The sequence below is a fragment of the Pseudoalteromonas sp. P1-8 genome (assembly GCF_001399985.1).
Taxonomy (GTDB): Bacteria; Pseudomonadota; Gammaproteobacteria; order Enterobacterales; family Alteromonadaceae; genus Pseudoalteromonas.
On the sequence record NZ_LJSO01000006.1, the window covers coordinates 21992 to 40190 of the forward strand.

Consider the following 18199-nt stretch of genomic DNA (forward strand, 5'->3'; position numbering starts at 1 on the left):
TAACTTCTTAGTGGTCGTGATCGTCACTGTCTTCTGCAATACCTAACCAAGTGATGGCGCTTGGTGCAAAAGTCAGTTCAAGATCACCTTCAATTTCAAGATCTTCGATATGTACTTTTAGTACATGCTGAGCGATAGGGTCGGCAACATAAGCAAACTCACTATTTTGTGACACAGTCATGCTGAAGTTCATGCCCTCTGGCATCGTTGTTACGTCTTCTTCAGTGATATCTACTTTACCGGCAAGCTCCCAGTGCATGTGGCCGTCGTGCTCATGGGCTTCAAGCACGTTTAAAAAGCCTAAGCTATCAAGTACTAAAAAGTGCTCTCCGCTTGCTGAAAATGAGTAAGATACAGCACTTACGCCTTCATCAAGTTGCCACTCTAGTACTTCCATTTCAGCTTCGCTTGGATTGATACTTACAAATACACCCGATGCAATTGCAATAAAGCTTTCACTACCTTCATGGCCATATAATGTGCCAATACGTGTATCACCTAGAGCATCTATATTGGCGATTTTTTCTGCATGGTATTCATCATCATGCTGGTGGGCTACCAGTACACCGTCACCACAACCAAATGCTACATAATCATGGTTTTGCGCTGCACCGTGTAAATCTGGGCAAGTAACTTCAAATGTTTGTTCAAGCTCATATTCACCTTCATGAAGGTGGAAAACACCCACTTGATCCGGCAGGATTTTAGCGTTTGAAGTGCTTTCGCTATCCGCACGGCGCAATGTTGCAACTAGGTGCTCGCCACGTGGCTCTGCAACACCATGCATATTGATGTCGTACTGAATACCAGCAAGCGTCTCTGTTTCGTTAGCAATGTCGTTATCGGTTAACACTTCTACAGAGGCAACCGTACCTGCATCGGCATTACCATCGTAAAACACGGCCATTTGACCATCATGTTTAACGATGTGAGTAGGGCGGCTGCCCGTTGTTAGCTCGTAGTCACTAAATGCAGGGCCTTGTTTATAATCATGTAAATGCTCGCCATGATCTTCACGCCATAAACCGCCATCGATAAAACCTAAGTAATCTTGGCTGCGGTTAGCAATAACTGCATAACGGTAGCTTGGTGAAACATTTAGTGAGCTTGAATCATGGATAAGCGAAAACGTTTCTAGTAGTGAGTCGTCATCTAAATCAAAGATATTCGCTTCGTTGCTATCAGCTGCTAAAACCGCTAAACGGCCCATTGAGTCAATGGTATAACCGTCATCATGATCATGGTCATCACCACTGTCGTCAGGAACCTCGATAGGGTCTTTCTCAACAATATTTGTTTCTGCGTCACCACATGCGGTGATCAGGGTGCTACTAATTGCCAGTGCCAATAGTTTTAATCTAAATAAGTGTGTCATGTAGGTTTCCTTTATTTGTAATTTTGTTTTAGAAGTAGCCGCGAACACCAAACGCAAAACTGCGCCCAGGACGTGGTGCAATGTCTTTTAAGAATGAGCTATGAACGCGGGCTTCTGTGTCCGTTAAATTTGTGCCTTTTAAATAAAGCGATAGGTCTTGGTTCAATACCGATAACTCATAAGAAATACTGGCATCAACAAGGGTATAGCCGTCTGTTGTGGTTTCTTCTTGTGCTATGCGGTCTTGTTCTTGGTAGCGCGTAACGTGAATATTTGCCGTTAGGTTTTCGGTTTGATAGCTAAACTCAGTACCAAAACGCAGTGGTGGAGTACGCGGTAAATCTCCGCCGTCTTTCAGACGCGCGCGTACATAATCAGAGAATAAGTCGAGTTTAAATTCGTCGCTTAGCTGCCAAGCAACTTGCGCTTCAAAACCATGTAAAATCACATCGTCTGTTTTAAATAAATAAACCGGTAGTTCAGATGAATGATCGTGCTCTTCTTCGTGATCATGTTCGTCGCCATGGTCGTGATCATGACCGCTTTCAGCGTATAGGCCTGTGTTGATCTGGTAATAATAGTTATCTACTTGGTTGTAAAAGGCATTGAAGATAAAGCCAATATCACCTTCGGTTTTACGGAATGTCAGGTCGATATTATTTGCCGTTTCTAAATCGATAGCGTCATCTGATAGCTCAAAATGACCATCATGAGTGTCGAATAGCGCACCAACTTCATACGTTGCAGTACCAATGTGTGGGCCGAAAGATAACAGCTCAGAAGCAGACGGAGCACGCTCAGAACGCGATACCGATAAACCTAGGTTATAACCTGGTGTAAAATCCCATACTACACCTGTTGATAAGCTTACCGGTGTAAACTCTTGGGCAACATCAAATACGCGTGTGTAGTTTGATTCTTCGTGGTCATGATCATGGTCGTGCTCATCACCGTCTTCATCATGTGCATGGGCGTCGATCTCAGGTAACAGCACATTATTAGCATCAATAGTAACTCGCTCAACACGGCCGCCTAATTGCACTAAAAAATCGCCAAAGTGCTTTTCTTCCATAATTGCAAAAGCAATACTTTCAGTAATAGAAGGAGGGGTGAATGCTTCTGAGCCTTGTGCTTCTACATCACTTTTTTTGTAATGAAAGCTAACGCCACCATTCCACTCATCAAATTGGCTATGCAGAATGTCAACGCGCAGCTCATTGGTTTCGTTTTTGAAAGTTGTGCCTACAGCACCGTGCTCGATTTCAGCGTGTTCGTAGTCTGTGTGGCCTGCACGTAAGTTAATTTTGCTTAGCCACTCACTGTCGATATTGTATTCACCAAGTAGCTGAACTTTGGTTTGTTCAAGATCAGCAAAAACAGCTTCTTCTTCACTGTGCTCCTCTTCGTGATCATGCTCTTCTTCTTCACCATGAGTATGGCCAGGAATACCGTATTGGCGGTTAAATTGCTCAACCGCAACACCAAGGTAACCTTGCTCAAATAAGTAGCTAGTACCAACAGTAAAGCCATCTGAGTCTTCATTACTGTTTTCTACTACGTACTTTGAGCTGTGCTCTGTGTCGTCAATATCGGCGGCAACAGGTACTTCGTAATCGCCTGATTCACGCCAGAATGCATCAGCATAAAAGGCAAATGACTCTGTCCCTGTGGTGGCATTAAACGAAGCAACTTTTTGCTCATCTACAGAGTTATGTTCTAGGTTCCATTCACCACGTGTTGTGCTGTCTGTTGGTACTCGGCTATCAACTACGTTGACGACACCACCAATTGCACCGCTGCCATAAAATAGAGTTGCTGGGCCACGTAATACTTCAATTTGCTGCGCTGTTGATGCTTCCGATGCCACTGAGTGATCAGGGCCAACACGTGACACATCACTTACATCTAAGCCATTTTGCGTAATTAAAACACGTGGGCCGCTCAAACCACGGATCACAGGCGTACTGGCAACCTTGGCATGAAAGTTTGTGTTAACGCCCGGCAGCTTTTCGAGGCTATCGCCAAGCGTTGATGCTTGTTGGCGTCTTAATTGTTCGCTAGATAACACACTAACAGGTGAGGCAGATTCCATTGCCGACATATGAATCGGCGTTGCTTCAACATCAATCACTTCAATCGGTGAGCGCTTTAGATTAAAGGTTGCGCTGTGGTCTTGGTCATTGGTAAGTGTGATATCTCGATGTAAGTGAGCATAACCTGGCGCTGAAATATGTAGCTCTTTTAAGCCGTTATTTAAGCCGCTGATTTCAAACTCACCTTTGTCGTTAGTTGTTACTTTTTGATCAGACCCTTCAAGGTCAACTGTGGCATTAGCCACCGCTTTACCTTGGTTATTTAAAACAACGCCTTTGATTGATTGTGCCAAAACACTGGCTGGTAATAACGCTGCTATGACGACAGCCACTCTTGAGATGTTATTCATTATTCACCATTGTAGATATGTTATAATGTATCAATTGTGCTTTAATTGTTATAATGTATCAAGTGTGAATCGACGAATGAGTTTTATTCTTTTTTGTAACAGCATGTTTAAAGTGAGGTAAATGGAGTGATTGGGGTTATGAAAGCAGCAAAATTAGCAGTGATATGCTTTATGGTTGGATGTATTTTTTCAGCTCAAGGGCATCAACACCATCATCATTCACATGGTGAGGGAGTGCTTTTTGTGGTTCATGATCAAGACAAGTGGCGGGTTAAGTTCATTTTACCGGCTGGAGATATTTTTGGCTTTGAGCATCAGCCCGAGACAGCTGAGCAAAAGCAAACCATTAAACAAACGTTAGCCCAATTAGCAAATTCACAGCAGTTAGTGACATTTAACGGCGAATGTAAGCTTACTCAAGCAAATTTTGAAAACCCATTTGAGCATCACACTCATCATGCACATCAAGACTTAGAAGTTGAATACTCGTTTAACTGTGATAAGCCCGTCTCTAAAGTCACAGTTACTTTATTTGCATGGGCTGAAGCAATATCTGTTATCGAAGCACAGTGGATCACAGAGCAAGCGCACGGGATAGCAGAGCTGACAGCAACAAAACCTTATATTGAGTGGCCGCTATGAATAAACAGCGATTAACCAGCACACTTAATAAAGCGAAGCAGGTTTGCCTTGAGCATGGTAGAAAGTTCACCATTCAGCGCAAGCAAATACTGCAAATATTACTAACCACAGACGTGCCGTTATCGGCCTACGAATTAGCCAGTTGCTACAAGCTGCGCACAAGTTCAAGTGTATCTGTTATGTCTGTTTATCGAATCTTGAGCTTTTTGGAGTCGGTAAACCTTGTTCGCAGGCTTAATAGTGCTAACAAATATATCGCTTACGGTACCGACAGTGAGGTTTTTAAGCGTGAGACTTCTTTGTTTTTGATTTGCCGTCATTGCCAAAAAGTTGAGACTTTAGCGGTTTCACACAGTGATGTTGCAAAGCTTTTCCCTCATTTTGATGATGCAGGTTTTACCTCACAAACAAAGCAATTTGAAATGCTGGGAGTATGCAATGAGTGCCAAGCAAAACTTGCTTGATGCACTTTTTATAATTCATGTGTTCAATTTTGTAGGGATTATTCAGTGAAATTACAAGAAATAATGGACAAGTTTGCCATCGGGTTATCAGCTATGTGTGCTATTCACTGTTTAGCTGTGCCTGTGTTATTGGTTTTATTACCTAGTGCTGCAGCACTGGGTTTAGGTAACGAGCAATTTCATTTTTGGATGTTAGTTGCGGTACTGCCAAGCAGCTTATTAGCACTATTTTTAGGGTGTAAAAAACATAAACGTTATCGATTATTGATGCTAGGTGGTGCAGGGCTGGTGTTGTTGTCTGCAGCGGTGCTGCTTGGCGAAAATGTTATTGGTGAGGCTGGCGAAAAAGTACTTACTTTATTGGGTTCGCTCTTTGTCGTCACCGGGCATTGGTTTAACTTTCGCTTGTGTGGGAAAAAACGAGGGGCTGAGTGCCTAAGCTCGTAAAGATATAAACTTGTTGGCCAACCATTGAATTGGCCAACAAGCTAATTCAGCAAAACTGAATTACTTGTAGAATACTTCTACAGTGCCTTTTACTTTTAATAGTAAAGGTTGGCCGCGGCGATCAAGGGCTTTTGGAGAAGCGACTTTGATCCAGCCTTCGCTGATATTATATTCTTCAACGTCAAAACGCTCTTTGCCGTTAAGTTTTACACCAATTTCATGCTCGAAAACTTCTTCCACATAAAATTTACTACGTGGATTGATAGAAAGTTGGTTTGGTAATTCTGGTTTTTGTGTATCAGTCATAGTTGCGATCTGCATTGAATAAATTGTGCGCCATTGTAGGCAATAGCTGGCATTGGCTCAAGTATCTACACGGCAAATTTATTGTTTACTCGCAGGCTTGTTCTGAATGCTCAACGCACATGGCAACGGCTTCACTCTTTTTATCGAAGTCGTGTGTTAAGCAGTAGTCAAAACGCATGGTTAACTCAATGACTTGTTCATCCGTGCGCTCTGGCCATTGCCAGTCTCTCACTATTTGCCTTGCTGCCTTTCTAACGTCTTTACTAAAGCGCTTTGGCGCTGAATTTTCAATATTTAAGTTTTTCACATCGCCTTCTGGCGTTACCTGAAAGTTGACAATTGCGCAGCCACTGCCTTGTCGATTTAGCAGCCCTGTCGGGTATTGTACATGGTGCATTGGTGGCAGCCGTTGCCAGCTAGGCTTATCTGTAGTGGTATCGAGTACCTGCGCTTGAATATCAACAAATGGAAATTTACGTGATAAATCAGGGTTTGCGAATGAGCTGATTGATGCGCATACGAGCGTTAATGCTAAAAGTGATTTATACATAGTTTTCCTTAACTTGTTTGTTTTTTAATCCACCTCAAATTTAGCGTTAAAAATTATCTTTGTAAACTAGAGGCTTGGCTAAAAATTAAGGGATAAATGTATTGTTATACTATAACCTATTTTTTATTTATGTTATTTTATAACAAATCATTTCTCTTAACTTTTACAATCAGACCTTATGAAGTACTCAACTCTTAGTTTAGCCTTAGCTGCGGCGTTTGCAGCGAATACACATGCAGCTGATAACAGCGATATCGAAACGATCACCATTGAACATAAACAGGCGTTTCGTGGTGATATTCCAACAAAAGATTTACCGCAATCGATCACTACATTAAGTAAAGACATGATGACTGATAACGGTATTACAAAGTTTCGTGATGCACTGGATTTTTCTGCCAGTATTACTCGTAAGAATAATGGTGGAGCACTGTGGGATAGCTATTCAATTCGTGGTTTGTCAGGTAACGAAAATATGCCGTCTGGGTACTTAGTTAACGGTTTTAGTGGTGGTCGCGGCTTTGCAGGCCCACGTGATGTATCAAACATTGAATACATCGAAGTATTAAAAGGACCTGGCTCGGCACTCTATGGCCGTTCGGAGCCGGGTGGTACAGTAAACATTATTACTAAAAAGCCACAGTTTTATCAGCAAGGGCAACTTCAAGCTGAGTTCGGTAGCGATGATCACAAGCGTATTCAAGGTGATTACACTAACGGTTTAAGCGATGATTTAGCGTTTCGTATCAATGGCGCATGGCAAGATAGTGACAGCTTCAGAGACTATGTACACCACGACAAATTCGTGATTACGCCTTCGCTTTATTATCAAATCAACGATAACTCATCGCTGACTTATGAGTTTGAGTATGTTGATCAACAGCAAATGTATGACCGCGGTATTGTGGTGTTAAATGGTGATTTTGATACCGTGCCTGAGTCACGCTTTTTAGGTAACCCAAATGATGCACCAACCAAGGTGCACTCGCGCGGCCATCAATTAAATTACAGCAACGATCTAAACCAAGATTGGAGCTTGTTATTAGGTGCTAGTTACCGTACTGCAACGTTAACGGGTTATTCGTCAGATGCTGAGCTTTCACCATCGCGTCAGTCATTATTTGATGATGGCAGAACCTTAACTCGCCAGCACAGATACCGTGACTATGAGTCTGATGATTTATCGCTGCGCTTTGAATTAAGCGGCCACTTTGATGTTGCCGGTATTACCAATCATGTATTGATTGGTGTTGATGGTTACGACTATGAGCTGCGCACTGGGCTTTATCGCTACCGTGGTGGTAATGGTACTTATACCATTGATATTTATGAGCCAGAGTACAGCACTACTGAAGGCCCTGAAGTGGGCATGCAGTACGAAAATAACGAACAACAAAATGCGTACGGTATTTACCTGCAAGACCAACTAGATCTAACCGATAACTTAAAAGTGATGTTAGGTCTGCGTTTTGATGAAATTGAACAAGATATTTTTGAGACTAAGTCTGGTGTGGCATCAAACAGCAAAGAAAACCGCATTAGTCCACGTTTTGGTGTGGTTTACGCACTTAATGACGACATTAACCTTTACTCAAGCTATTCAGAAGGCTTTTTACCACTGAGTGGCACCGATGCCGAGGGTAATCCATTCGGTTTTGAAGAAAGTGACTCGTTTGAGGTAGGTGTTAAATTTAGCTACGCCAATATCAGCGGTACACTTGCTTATTTTGATGCAAGCAAGAGCAACATGCTGGTGGCAGATCCAGTAAATGTGGGTTATTCAACACCTGTAGGTAAAGCAAATAGCACAGGTTTTGAGTTAGATTTAACAGGTTCATTGGGTGACAATACCGAGTACAACCTATCTTATGCCTATGTTGATGCCGAGACTGCCACAGACAGTCTAAATGTTGACTGGTTAGTGCCAATTCCTAAAGGTAGCCCACTTGTGAACGTACCAAAGAATAACCTTTCGATTGGCTTAAACCATGACCTAAGTCTATTCGCACAAGAAATAAAGATTGGTGGTCATTATCAATATGTGTCTGACCGTTTGGGCGACCCAGCTGATCTCACTTTCCGTTTACCGAGTTACCAAACTGTTGGTTTATTTGCTAAATGGCGAGCGACTGAACGTACGACAGTATCACTGAATGTTGATAACGTGTTTGATGAACATTATATTGCCAGTTCTTACAATGCATTGTGGGCCTACCCGGGTGCGCCAACGCAATTTAAACTTGGCGTAAGTTATGACTTCTGAGCAAGTTAAAAGCCGTATTCACAGTATCGACATCATGCGTGGTGTCGTTATTCTGCTGATGCTACTTGATCATGTGCGAGAGCGATTTTTCTTGCACATGCAGGTGGCCGATCCCATGGTGGTTGATACAACTTCGCCGGGGCTTTTTTGGAGCCGCTTTGCTGCGCATTTTTGTGCACCAACCTTTATCTTTTTAACCGGTTTGTCGGCGTGGCTTTATAGTCATCCAGCAAGTGGCGTGGCGCGCTCAGCACGAAGCTTTTTAATCAAGCGAGGGCTATTTTTAATCGCCCTCGAAGTGACCCTGATTTGTTTTTCGTGGATGGGTTACTACAACACTATTTGGCTACAAGTGATGTGGGCGATTGGCCTTTGTATGCTGGTGTTAGCAGCATTGATTAAGCTGCCACGCAACCTATTGCTGGTTCTTGGTTTAGTTATTGTATTTGGTCACAACTTACTGACTCCAATCAGCTTTACGCCCGATGAGTTTGGTTACTCGCTGTGGACGATTTTGCATGACCGAGGCTATCTATCACAAGGCGGTTTAATCGACGTCAAAATTAGCTACCCAGTGCTGCCTTGGATTGGCGTTATCTTATTGGGTTACTGTGCAGGTCCTTTATATGCACACACTCAATCGGCGGATTCACGTAAGCGAGCATTACTGCTGTTAGCCCTGTTATGTGTGGGATTATTTGCGCTGCTGCGTGGTTTTAATATTTATGGTGAAACTTTGCCGTGGCAAATGTTTAGCACTACAACTGAAACCGTGATGTCGGTGTTTAACGTGACTAAGTACCCACCATCACTGAGCTTTTTGCTGATCACGTTAGCAGGCATGTTTGTAGGCTTGTGGTTATTTGAAAGACCACTCAACCGCTTTACTAATGCGCTACGAGTGTATGGTTCTGTGCCTATGTTCTTTTATATTTTACACCTCTATGTACTGCTCTTTATGTATCAAATAGGCATGCTGATCTGGGGGGCAAATCAAGGGCAATATTTAGGAGTCAGTGATATCTCAGGTATTTGGTTTATTACTTTGCTGCTGGCAATAGGGCTTTATTGGCCAACCAAGAGGTTTAGTGAATACAAGCGTAAGGCTAACAAGCCTTGGTTAAAGTATTTATAATGAAAAATGCCGATATGCTAAGCATATCGGCATTACTCTTAACTATCCTAATTAACTAATCCTTAGTTAATTCGAGATTTTTTACGACGAAGTGCCATCAGTGGTGCAACAGCTAGTAATAACCAGCCGAATGAACCGCTTGATGATTTCTTGTCTTTTTCAACCTCAGTCTCTGGAATCACTGTCTCAGGGAAAGTACAGCTACCATCGTCAGTATTGGCGCTTTCATCATAGTTAGTTGCTGAGCTGTCAGTACAGCCAAGCTCTTCACCATCAGACATCACCGATAATACAAATGAGCTAGTTGCTGCATCAGTTGGGTTAACGCTGTCGCTAACTTTTACTGTTACATCAATATCACCATGGAAGTGCGCCGCTGGCGTGATAGTCACGGTGCTACCTGATGTGTGACCAGATACTTCATAAGTGAAGTTTTCACCTAACACGTCGATTTGGTTGCTCACTTGGTTTTCGTCAGCATAAAGCACGTCAAAACTAATCGTTTCGTTCTCTGCCACCGACATATCAGTTAAGGCTGCCATTTCTAGGTTACCGATAACTTCAAGATCAAGGGTGATGGTTTCATCATCTGCGCCAACTAAACCATTTGTAAGTGATAGTTGATGCGTTTGATTCGCCGCTTGCTCACCAATGTACGCTTGGAATTTCACGTCAAACTTAGATATTTCAGGGCCTGTGTAGTCAAGACACACAACCAGTTTGTCGTGTAGTACTTCGTCCATATTGTCGAAGCCGTACTTGTTACCGATGTTTAAATCGATAGGAATATCACCACTGATAAAGCCACGGCCGTCAGCAGCTTTCAAGCCGATAGAACCTTGTGCATCAACCAAGCTTAGGTTGTCGTAAGCAAATAGTAGCTCGTATTCACCTGGCTCATAGTCAATGCCCATACGCATGAACATTTCAACATCAACTGATTGGCCTTCAGTTCTAGAACGCTGGATATTATCCCACTCAAGTACTAACCACTCACGCGATACCGTGTAAGTTGGTGTGATACCTGCGTTGGCGTCATAGTTACCGTAACCACCATCAACACGCTCTGGGATCATGTTGTCACCAACCCAGAATGGTGCGATTAGGTAAGGCGGCGGTGGCGGCTGAGTGTAACCTTCTGGCAGTTCAACGTGGAATGGCGTTGTACGACCTTGCGAACCAAATGTGACTAAGCCAGCTGGGTTAAGTTTAATTGAGTCAAAGTGGTACTTGTTAAAGAATGGGAATGACACATCAAGGTTGGTGTTCATGATTTCTTTAAATGTGTACTCAAACTCGTTGTAGTAACGACCTTCAACACCTTCTAGTGTACGCCAGCCAAGCTCACGTAGTTCTAGGTAGTGAGGATCTGGTGAATGCGCCGATGTTAATGAACACATTTCGTCTGTGATGTTGGTGGTAATGTTATAATTACGCTCAACATTTTTAGTCGTCTCTTGAACACCAACTAGTGCTAGAGCGTTACTATCTAGCATTGGTGTTACTGGCGTTGAGTTAGATGCGACAATGCTGTCAGGAACAATGTCTACGCCCGCAGGGAACTCAGTGTTTAGTGCAAATTGACGCGCTTCATTTTCGTTATTAGCAATAACGCTGATTTCGAAGTCAACTAAGTCACCTACATAAGCTTTGTTTTTGTTGGCCGTAAAGGTCACGTCTTTATCAACTTGCTCGATGATCACTGGCACAAAACCAAGATTGCCTGCATCTTCAGGGTTGCTACCAATATCAAAGCCGCCGAAGTAAATATCGCCAATTTCCATATCAGGTAGGTTATAAGCAAGGTCAAGCTCCAGTTCGTCATAACCCGGTACGCTGTTTGGTCCTGTTACAGTGAGTGAGCCATTGTCTTCAGTGGTCACCGCTGTCGCAAATGAGACTTCAATACCTTCATCAACTTCGCCATACGATAGAGTCTGTAGACTCATGTATAAGGTAAAATATTCACCCGCTTCAGGATCAACAATGTTACAGAAGTTAGTTAGGGTGTAGCTAGTTGACATACATAGCGTTTCTTCAAAAGACGCGATGCCATCACCATTATTATCTTTACCCATAAAGACCAATACGCGAGACTGCTCATTCATAATGCTTGCGCTGAACATTTTTGCGTCTTCAGGCACTGTCGTCCACTGAATGTGGTTGTTGTTCACAGCTTCGTCTTCACCTTCAACCTCTACGCTATCGAATGGGTCGCCTGGTGTGGTGTCGTTGAATAGGTGTACTGTTTCAACTTGGCCTTTTACTAAGCCGTACGATTGTGTTGTTAGATTACTAATTTCAGAAGTATTAAATGGACCGACTTTCATCGTCGCAGAGCGGCGGTGTGCATCAACCTTAATAAATTCAGGTAAACCTGTATCGCCAACGTAGGTCCATACAGGCATTTCAAGTACTGGCGATTCAGGATTGCTAGACGTTAGAATTAATTGACCTTGGTTACCTGTGTAGTCAACCGTTTCTTGTGGTGTTGCATTTTGATGTGCTTCTACAGTGACAACAATGCTTTGAGTTTCGCCCGCTTTAATATCAAATTGCGCTGGCTCAACACTAATCGTACTATTTCCAATCCAGCTTTCAGTGTGTAGCGTCCAGCTTGCATCTTCAGTTGCCGTGAAGGTCCTGATAAACGTACACTTAAAGCCGCAGTCATTATCTACCATGTAAGCTGTGTTTAGTGCTTTTTCACGGCCACCAAGGCTTGGGTTGGCTGCACTCATGTTCGCAATGCTTTCATCAAGCAATAGGCCCGCTTTATCAGCACGTTCAACTTGCATTTTACCTGAACCCATTTCAGCAAGTGCCGCATCAAAGCCATCATCAGCATAATTATCTAAATAGCGAGCCATACCAAGTTGGTTGTTTGCAGTTAACATTAATGCTGATTGAATTTGCATTGGTGTCCAATCAGGATGAGATTGTTTTAACAATGCTGCTGCACCCGCAACGTGTGGGCTTGCCATTGATGTACCAGACATAGATTGCCAGTCTGAAGTCGCTGGGTTGCTAGTAAATGGTTGATCGTCTGATGATGGCGCATAGATATCAACACCCGGAGCAGCAAGGTCTACAAGTAAGGTGTCAAAGCCAAAGTATGATGGACCACGGCCAGAGAAGTAAGCAATGCGGTCTTTATCTACAGTATCTACGGTGCCTTCGGTTGCTTCAATGGTACCCATGTGGCTGTCGCCTGTGCTTAGCCAGTCAAGTAAGCTCGTACCATCGACGTTTTTAATGTGAATGGTAGGGATAGGGTAAGTCACTGAAGGAATCGTGTAGCGATCGTAAAATGATACATGGTTATAAATAATTAAACCTTCTGCACCGCCTGCCTCTACGTTTAGCGATTTAGAGTACAGCGGGTAAGAACTACGTTTACATACGACAATCACATCTTGTGCACTTTCGTCGATAGCGGTTGCTGGGTCATCCACTAAATCAAATGTCCCTTCAGGGAATGGCTTGTCACAGTTGGCAAGTGCATAGCTTGAGCTTTCATTTGGATTTTCAAAGTCAGTTGCGGCAACGATTAAACCTGTTAGCTCGTTAAAGTTAACACCTGCACCAGCAAATGGTCCTGGCGCTGCAGTATCGCCACCAGTTAGGTTTTTAAGTTGTTTGTTACCAAAATTGACTTTAGTTGAAGGCGTATGAGCTGCAACTGTGGTTACCCAAGGTGAAGAGTGGTCAGCTGTTGAATATTCAGGGCCGCTGTTACCTGCCGCTACCGCCACAAATACACCGGTTTCGGCCGCATTCATGAACGCTTGCTCAATTGGGTCGCTCCATGGGTCTTCTTCAAGGCCACCTAATGAAGCATTCAGTACGTCAACATTATCAATCGCTGCTTGTTCAACGGCTGCTAAGATAGCGCTTGTTGGACAGCCTGCATAAGGGTCACCTGAACCACCAGGCCAACATACTTGGTATGAAATGATATTAGCGTGTGGCGCCATACCTGATACTTGCGGGAAAGTTACATTGGTTTCTAAACCAGATGATTGGTTTTCATACTCAGTCAGTTTGTAAGGAATATCGTAAAGGATATTACCTGCTGCTGTACCTGCAACGTGTGAACCATGGCTATGATAGTCTTCACCATTTTCTGGGCGAGTCTCTTCAAATACAGTATCAACATAGGCTGCGGTGATCTCAGGGTATGAGTACACACCAATTAGCTTGTCGTTACATAGATCAGCAAATTCAGCGGTTGCACAGTCACCCAGGTACTTGTCGCCTAGTGGGTTGGTGTGAGTGTAACCATCGCCACCTACAGCTGCGAATGATGGGTGATCAGTGTTGATACCCGTATCAATGATACCTACAACCGTGCCTTCACCTTTGTTGCTGCTAGGGTTACTAGCACTTGCGCTCCAAAGTGCAGAAGCACCAGTTTGCTCAATGGTATTAAAAGTATTTAGGCTGTAGATTTTTGAGCGAGTGATCTTCTTAACACCAGCCACTTTAGCAAGGCGCTTCGCTTCATCTTGTGTCATTTGGGTGGTGAAACCGTTTAAAGTCACATTGAATGTACGCTCAACATTTAGCTGTAAGCCTTGCTGGCTCATTGCGGCATTAACAACTGATTGACGCTTACTTGCTAGGTGATTAGCGTAAGTTGCAATCGCAGGCTGCGCCATATTAAGCGTTGAGCGCGCTGTTGCTTGTTGCGTCTGCATTACCACATCTTTAGTGCTCGCAAGCCCTTTAACACCTCCTTGGTAAGTCGAAATAGGTGCATCGTCCAGTTGCACGATATAAGTTTGAATACCACTAATATCTTTCTCTGGTGTGAAAACGCGGTTTTGTTTTTTAACTGTGTTATTAACCTTGTCTTCCCACACAAATTCATTGCTAACGGTTTGCTTTGGCGCATAGCCTGCAGGCTGTTCTGGCCATGCTTGGTCATTTAGCGCAGCAGCAGACGTACCTACACCTAAGTAAAGTGCAGATGCGACCATCACTGATACTTTTTTCATATTGAACATGTGATCTAACTTCCCTCGAAGGATTATAATTATGAGCTCGCGCAGCGGCGAACGGTTGTAATCAGTAGGGATAGTGTTGAGTTGTGACTATAACATCAATGAAATGTAAACAATTGGCACACACTGTTACAGCTTGGTACATTTTTACCGAAAAACTGCTTATCGAAACAGAATACTTGCTCTTGCTCCGCTTAAGATTTGCGCGTTATCTAAGCTAAATTTTGCGTTATTCCATAGGCATAGTTGCTTAACGATTGATAAGCCAAGCCCAACACCTTGATAGCCTGTTTGGTGTACCGAAGCGGTTTTAGAAAATGGTTGCATGAGGCTGGCGCGCATGTGTTCTGGGATCCCTGGGCCATCATCTTCAATCACTAGCAAAGTGCCGCTTTCGCATTGTGAAAGCCTGATATGAATTTGCGTTTTAGCAAAGCGAACCGCGTTCCCGAGTAAGTTTTGCAATAAGCGTTGAAAGCTTTGTTTATCAACACAAATGGCTGTTAATTCGCAGTCAAGGCGAATAGCCAAAGGGCTATAGCTTTGAAACTTAGTAATGCAGGGCTGTAATAGCTCGTCTGGGCAGTAGTCTTTTACTAACAAGGTGGGTTCGCATTGTTCAAGCTCGGCATAAGTTAAAAACTCTTCGACTAATAGCTCAAGTTCAATAATGTCTTGCAACACACTGTGCCGATAAGCGTTGTTATCAACGACTGCTTCGAGGGCGAATTTAGCCCGCGATATAGGCGTTAAAAAGTCATGAGAAACGGCATTGATCAATTCGCGTTGGCTTTGATTACGGTTATGAAGCGCTAATGCCATGTTATCAAAGGTATCGCCAATGCTTTTTAGCAAGCTAAAACGTGTGAAGTGCACTTGTGCAGTAAAGTCAGCATTAGACATTTTACTACTGGCCTTGCGCAGTTTATTTAAGTCAAACAGCAGTGGGCCTGTAAAAATCACCACCGCTAAGGCAAGGCTAGAGTAAAACAGAAGGCTCACTAAAGACCGATAACCCTGATCAGCTGGTTGGCTGTATGGACCAATGCTTAATAAGGTCTGTCTATCATCAGCAAGCTTATGAAAGTAAAGCTTGTTATTGGCATCGTTAACACTAATTACCTGACCTGCTAAAAGTGATGCCTTTAATTGTTTACCAAGGTAAAAGTTCGCCAGAGGTGTTTGTTTAATATCAGGGTTATTGGGGGCAAGACTCAATATACTCTCTGCTAATTGCTGCTCTGTACTGTAACTTGGTGGGCTTGGAAAATAGGTTTCTAGTAACCAAGCGGCGCTCCCCAGGCAAACTGCGAGGGTTAAATACAAATAACAAAACAGGCGTAACAAACTGCATTAACCCCACGCTTGTGGAGAAAAAATATATCCTTTACCCCAAACTGTGACGATTTTTTGTGCTGGCACCGCTTCGTCACCGAGCTTTTTGCGTAAGCGGCTAATGCGGCCATCGATAGTGCGGCTTTGACCATCGTATTTACGGCCAATGGTACCATCAAATAATTGGTCTCGACTGACCAACTGACCCGCTGATTGAGCTAATTGGATCAGTATTTCGAACTCTGCACTGGTCAATTCAAGTGGCTGGCTATGCAAATAAGCCTCGCGCTGAATTGTATTAATACTCAACGAGCCAAAGCGAATATTATGCGCGTTGTGAGTGGTACTTGTTGGTTTAACAGCTTGGCTGCGACGAATCGTGTTATTTATTCGCGCTAATAAAATGGACGGGGAAACAGGTTTGGTTAGGTAATCATCGGCGCCTAGCTCAAGGCCAGTGATATGATCGACTTGGCTCTGCCTTGCCGTCATAAAAATAATTGGTGTATCTTGGTATTGTTTTAGTTCTTTAAATACCTCAAAGCCATCTTCTGATCCTAATCCGATATCAAGCAAAATTAGGTCGTACTTTTTGCAGCTTGCTTGATAACAGGCATGGCAACCACTTTCAAAGTGCTCAATGGTATAGCCATGTTCAGTTAAATAATTAGAGACTAGCTGGGCAAGTTTTAAATCATCTTCAATGTACAAAATAGTATGTTGGCTCATCAAAAAATACTCCATGCGATATCACGTCGGCGTTTTTTAACATGCTGGTGGAATAAACTAATTTCAGTGCTTTCTAATGGTTCTAGTTGCTCGCTCAGTAGCTCTAAAACAATGTTGCGATTGTTTTGCACTGTGATTGCAAAGTTTTGCCCTTGATTTGGCTTTTGGCAGAACAGCCTAATTTGTTGATCAGTCACACGAATGCACACCGTTTCGCTGACTTCGGTATACCAATTAATCGATACATCCATCACGCAATCTTGCTCTACCGTTACACAGTTTTCTGGTGTTGCCTCGATATAACCTGCCTGTGCGAATGTGCTGCTAACAAACGCGAGGCTAAAAATGAATAAGAGTGAAAAAAGCTTAGTACGCAACATCATCAGTAATTCCATGCAAAGCCAGCATAAAAAGACAGTAAGTTGCTGTCATCAACGAGGGGGCTATCGGCAATACCCGATGATAAGCGCTGGTATTTTATATCGCTTATAAATTGCCATTGTTGATTAAACTGATATTGGTAACTGGCTTTTAGATTGTACTTTTGACTAGAGTGACCTAAAAAAGGGCTAAATCCGGCTCGTATCTCTTGTTGTGCGCTGCCATAGTAGTAATCCACTAAACCAGCACTTAAATGTTGTATTTCTGCGCCGAGCAAAACTAGGTGCTGATCAAATAAAAACAAGCGCTGTGCAGATAATGCGCCTTGTAACCCTTTGTGATAGTTGGTGAGCTCCATTGACCAATACGCGCTAAAACGCCAGCTTTTCCAGTCAACAATCGCTTCAATACCGCTCATGGCCGACAGTTTACGTTTTGATATTTTAGTAATATCACCGCGGCGCTTTATCACCACTGGTGCTTCAATGCTTGAACCGGGTGGTGGCGGTGTCATTGAAGGGCGGCCACTGGTTGTTCTAATTGCAGTTAGTGCTGCTGAGTGTTTGGCAAAATACAGCCCATCTTCATTGAGTTGGGTGAATAACGACACTTGATAGTGATCGCCCCACACGGGTGTCCAAGCAAACTGAGTATTTGCAAATGAAAAGTCACCGGCAAATACTTCAATACGCGGTAGGGCATAAAGAGGAATGTCGTCTTTTTTATAAACTGGGTTGTCGAGTTGACCATAACCTAAGCTGAAACCAAGGCTTACTCCTTCATCTGCTAAATAAGCAGAGTCAGTGCTGCTTGCCATTGGTGAAAGGCAAAATGCACTAATTAGAAATAAAACTCGTAGCCCAAGTGAGCAACTACCTAGAACAGTCACAAATAAACAACCTTAATGAAAAAACTTGTTAACATTAAGTTGTTATTAATGGCTTGAACAATGAAATAATGTACCAAATTGTAGCAAGGTCTGGTTTTTGTAACCTGAATTAGTTAAGGAAATTGCTTGATAAATAAGCATATTTCACTAATTTGATTTGGTTATTTTGAGCGGTGTCGTCATTTCTTTAGTTAGAAAAAGTTATTAACAATAAAATGGTGTTAAAACCTGCGC

14 protein-coding genes are annotated in these 18199 nt (G+C 43.0%); 5 read left to right on the plus strand and 9 right to left on the minus strand.

The genetic code is table 11. The annotated features are described in order from the left end of the window. Positions 1 to 7: 7 nt before the first annotated feature. Together AN213_RS09830 and AN213_RS09835 are read right to left on the minus strand one after the other, a co-directional pair. Complete coding sequence (locus AN213_RS09830; protein WP_054563012.1) at positions 8 to 1375, minus strand: hypothetical protein; 1368 nt, start codon at positions 1373 to 1375, stop codon at positions 8 to 10. Positions 1376 to 1403: 28 nt separating this feature from the next. Further along, on the minus strand, positions 1404 to 3818 hold the full coding sequence (locus AN213_RS09835) for a TonB-dependent receptor domain-containing protein (protein ID WP_055198505.1): 2415 nt from the start codon (positions 3816 to 3818) through the stop codon (positions 1404 to 1406). Positions 3819 to 3956: 138 nt separating this feature from the next. On the opposite strand from AN213_RS09835, the gene AN213_RS09840 reads away from it, so the two are divergent. From AN213_RS09840 to AN213_RS09850, 3 genes are read left to right on the plus strand one after another with little or no spacing between them, the layout of a single operon-like run. Next, entirely contained in the window at positions 3957 to 4460 is a 504-nt protein-coding gene (locus AN213_RS09840; RefSeq protein ID WP_055020614.1) for a DUF2796 domain-containing protein, read from the plus strand. After that, the gene (locus AN213_RS09845) at positions 4457 to 4924 is read left to right on the plus strand and encodes a Fur family transcriptional regulator (protein ID WP_055198507.1); all 468 of its coding nucleotides are present in this window, start codon (positions 4457 to 4459) and stop codon (positions 4922 to 4924) included. Before AN213_RS09840 ends, AN213_RS09845 begins: the two co-directional genes overlap by 4 nt. Positions 4925 to 4969: 45 nt before the next feature. Further along, positions 4970 to 5371, plus strand: a complete 402-nt coding sequence (locus AN213_RS09850) for a MerC domain-containing protein (protein WP_054563008.1) — start codon at positions 4970 to 4972, stop codon at positions 5369 to 5371. A 60-nt stretch (positions 5372 to 5431) separates the two neighbouring features. Here AN213_RS09850 and AN213_RS09855 read toward each other — a convergent pair whose 3' ends face one another. Both AN213_RS09855 and AN213_RS09860 read right to left on the minus strand, forming a co-directional pair. Next, complete coding sequence (locus tag AN213_RS09855; RefSeq protein WP_171037140.1) at positions 5432 to 5677, minus strand: DUF3297 family protein; 246 nt, start codon at positions 5675 to 5677, stop codon at positions 5432 to 5434. Between the two features lie 85 nt (positions 5678 to 5762). Beyond that, complete coding sequence (locus tag AN213_RS09860; protein ID WP_054563006.1) at positions 5763 to 6227, minus strand: energy transducer TonB; 465 nt, start codon at positions 6225 to 6227, stop codon at positions 5763 to 5765. A 178-nt stretch (positions 6228 to 6405) separates the two neighbouring features. Here AN213_RS09860 and AN213_RS09865 point away from each other — a divergent pair, with 178 nt between their 5' ends. Continuing rightward, positions 6406 to 8490 carry a TonB-dependent siderophore receptor gene (locus AN213_RS09865; RefSeq protein ID WP_055198508.1) on the plus strand — a complete coding sequence of 695 codons (2085 nt, stop codon included), beginning with the start codon at positions 6406 to 6408 and terminating at the stop codon, positions 8488 to 8490. Further along, a complete protein-coding gene (locus AN213_RS09870) occupies positions 8480 to 9625 on the plus strand; it encodes a DUF1624 domain-containing protein (RefSeq protein WP_055198510.1) in 1146 nt (381 codons plus the stop codon). Before AN213_RS09865 ends, AN213_RS09870 begins: the two co-directional genes overlap by 11 nt. A gap of 62 nt (positions 9626 to 9687) precedes the next feature. Here the strand turns inward: AN213_RS09870 and AN213_RS20510 are convergent, their stop codons facing one another. The 5 genes from AN213_RS20510 to AN213_RS09895 form a co-directional block, all read right to left on the minus strand. Continuing rightward, positions 9688 to 14634, minus strand: coding sequence for a S8 family serine peptidase (locus AN213_RS20510; RefSeq protein ID WP_055198512.1), 4947 nt, complete (start codon positions 14632 to 14634; stop codon positions 9688 to 9690). A gap of 159 nt (positions 14635 to 14793) precedes the next feature. After that, the gene (locus AN213_RS09880; protein WP_150114708.1) at positions 14794 to 15978 is read right to left on the minus strand and encodes an ATP-binding protein; all 1185 of its coding nucleotides are present in this window, start codon (positions 15976 to 15978) and stop codon (positions 14794 to 14796) included. Positions 15979 to 15984: 6 nt separating this feature from the next. Next, positions 15985 to 16695, minus strand: coding sequence for a response regulator transcription factor (locus AN213_RS09885; RefSeq protein WP_055020609.1), 711 nt, complete (start codon positions 16693 to 16695; stop codon positions 15985 to 15987). Next, positions 16695 to 17078 (minus strand): DUF3019 domain-containing protein, encoded by a 384-nt coding sequence (locus AN213_RS09890; protein ID WP_055020608.1) that lies wholly within the window; start codon positions 17076 to 17078, stop codon positions 16695 to 16697. The genes AN213_RS09885 and AN213_RS09890 overlap by 1 nt, the downstream gene beginning before the upstream one ends. Beyond that, positions 17078 to 17965: a MipA/OmpV family protein gene (locus AN213_RS09895; RefSeq protein ID WP_055198516.1), complete on the minus strand. Its 888-nt coding sequence runs from the start codon at positions 17963 to 17965 to the stop codon at positions 17078 to 17080. Before AN213_RS09895 ends, AN213_RS09890 begins: the two co-directional genes overlap by 1 nt. Positions 17966 to 18199: the final 234 nt, after the last annotated feature.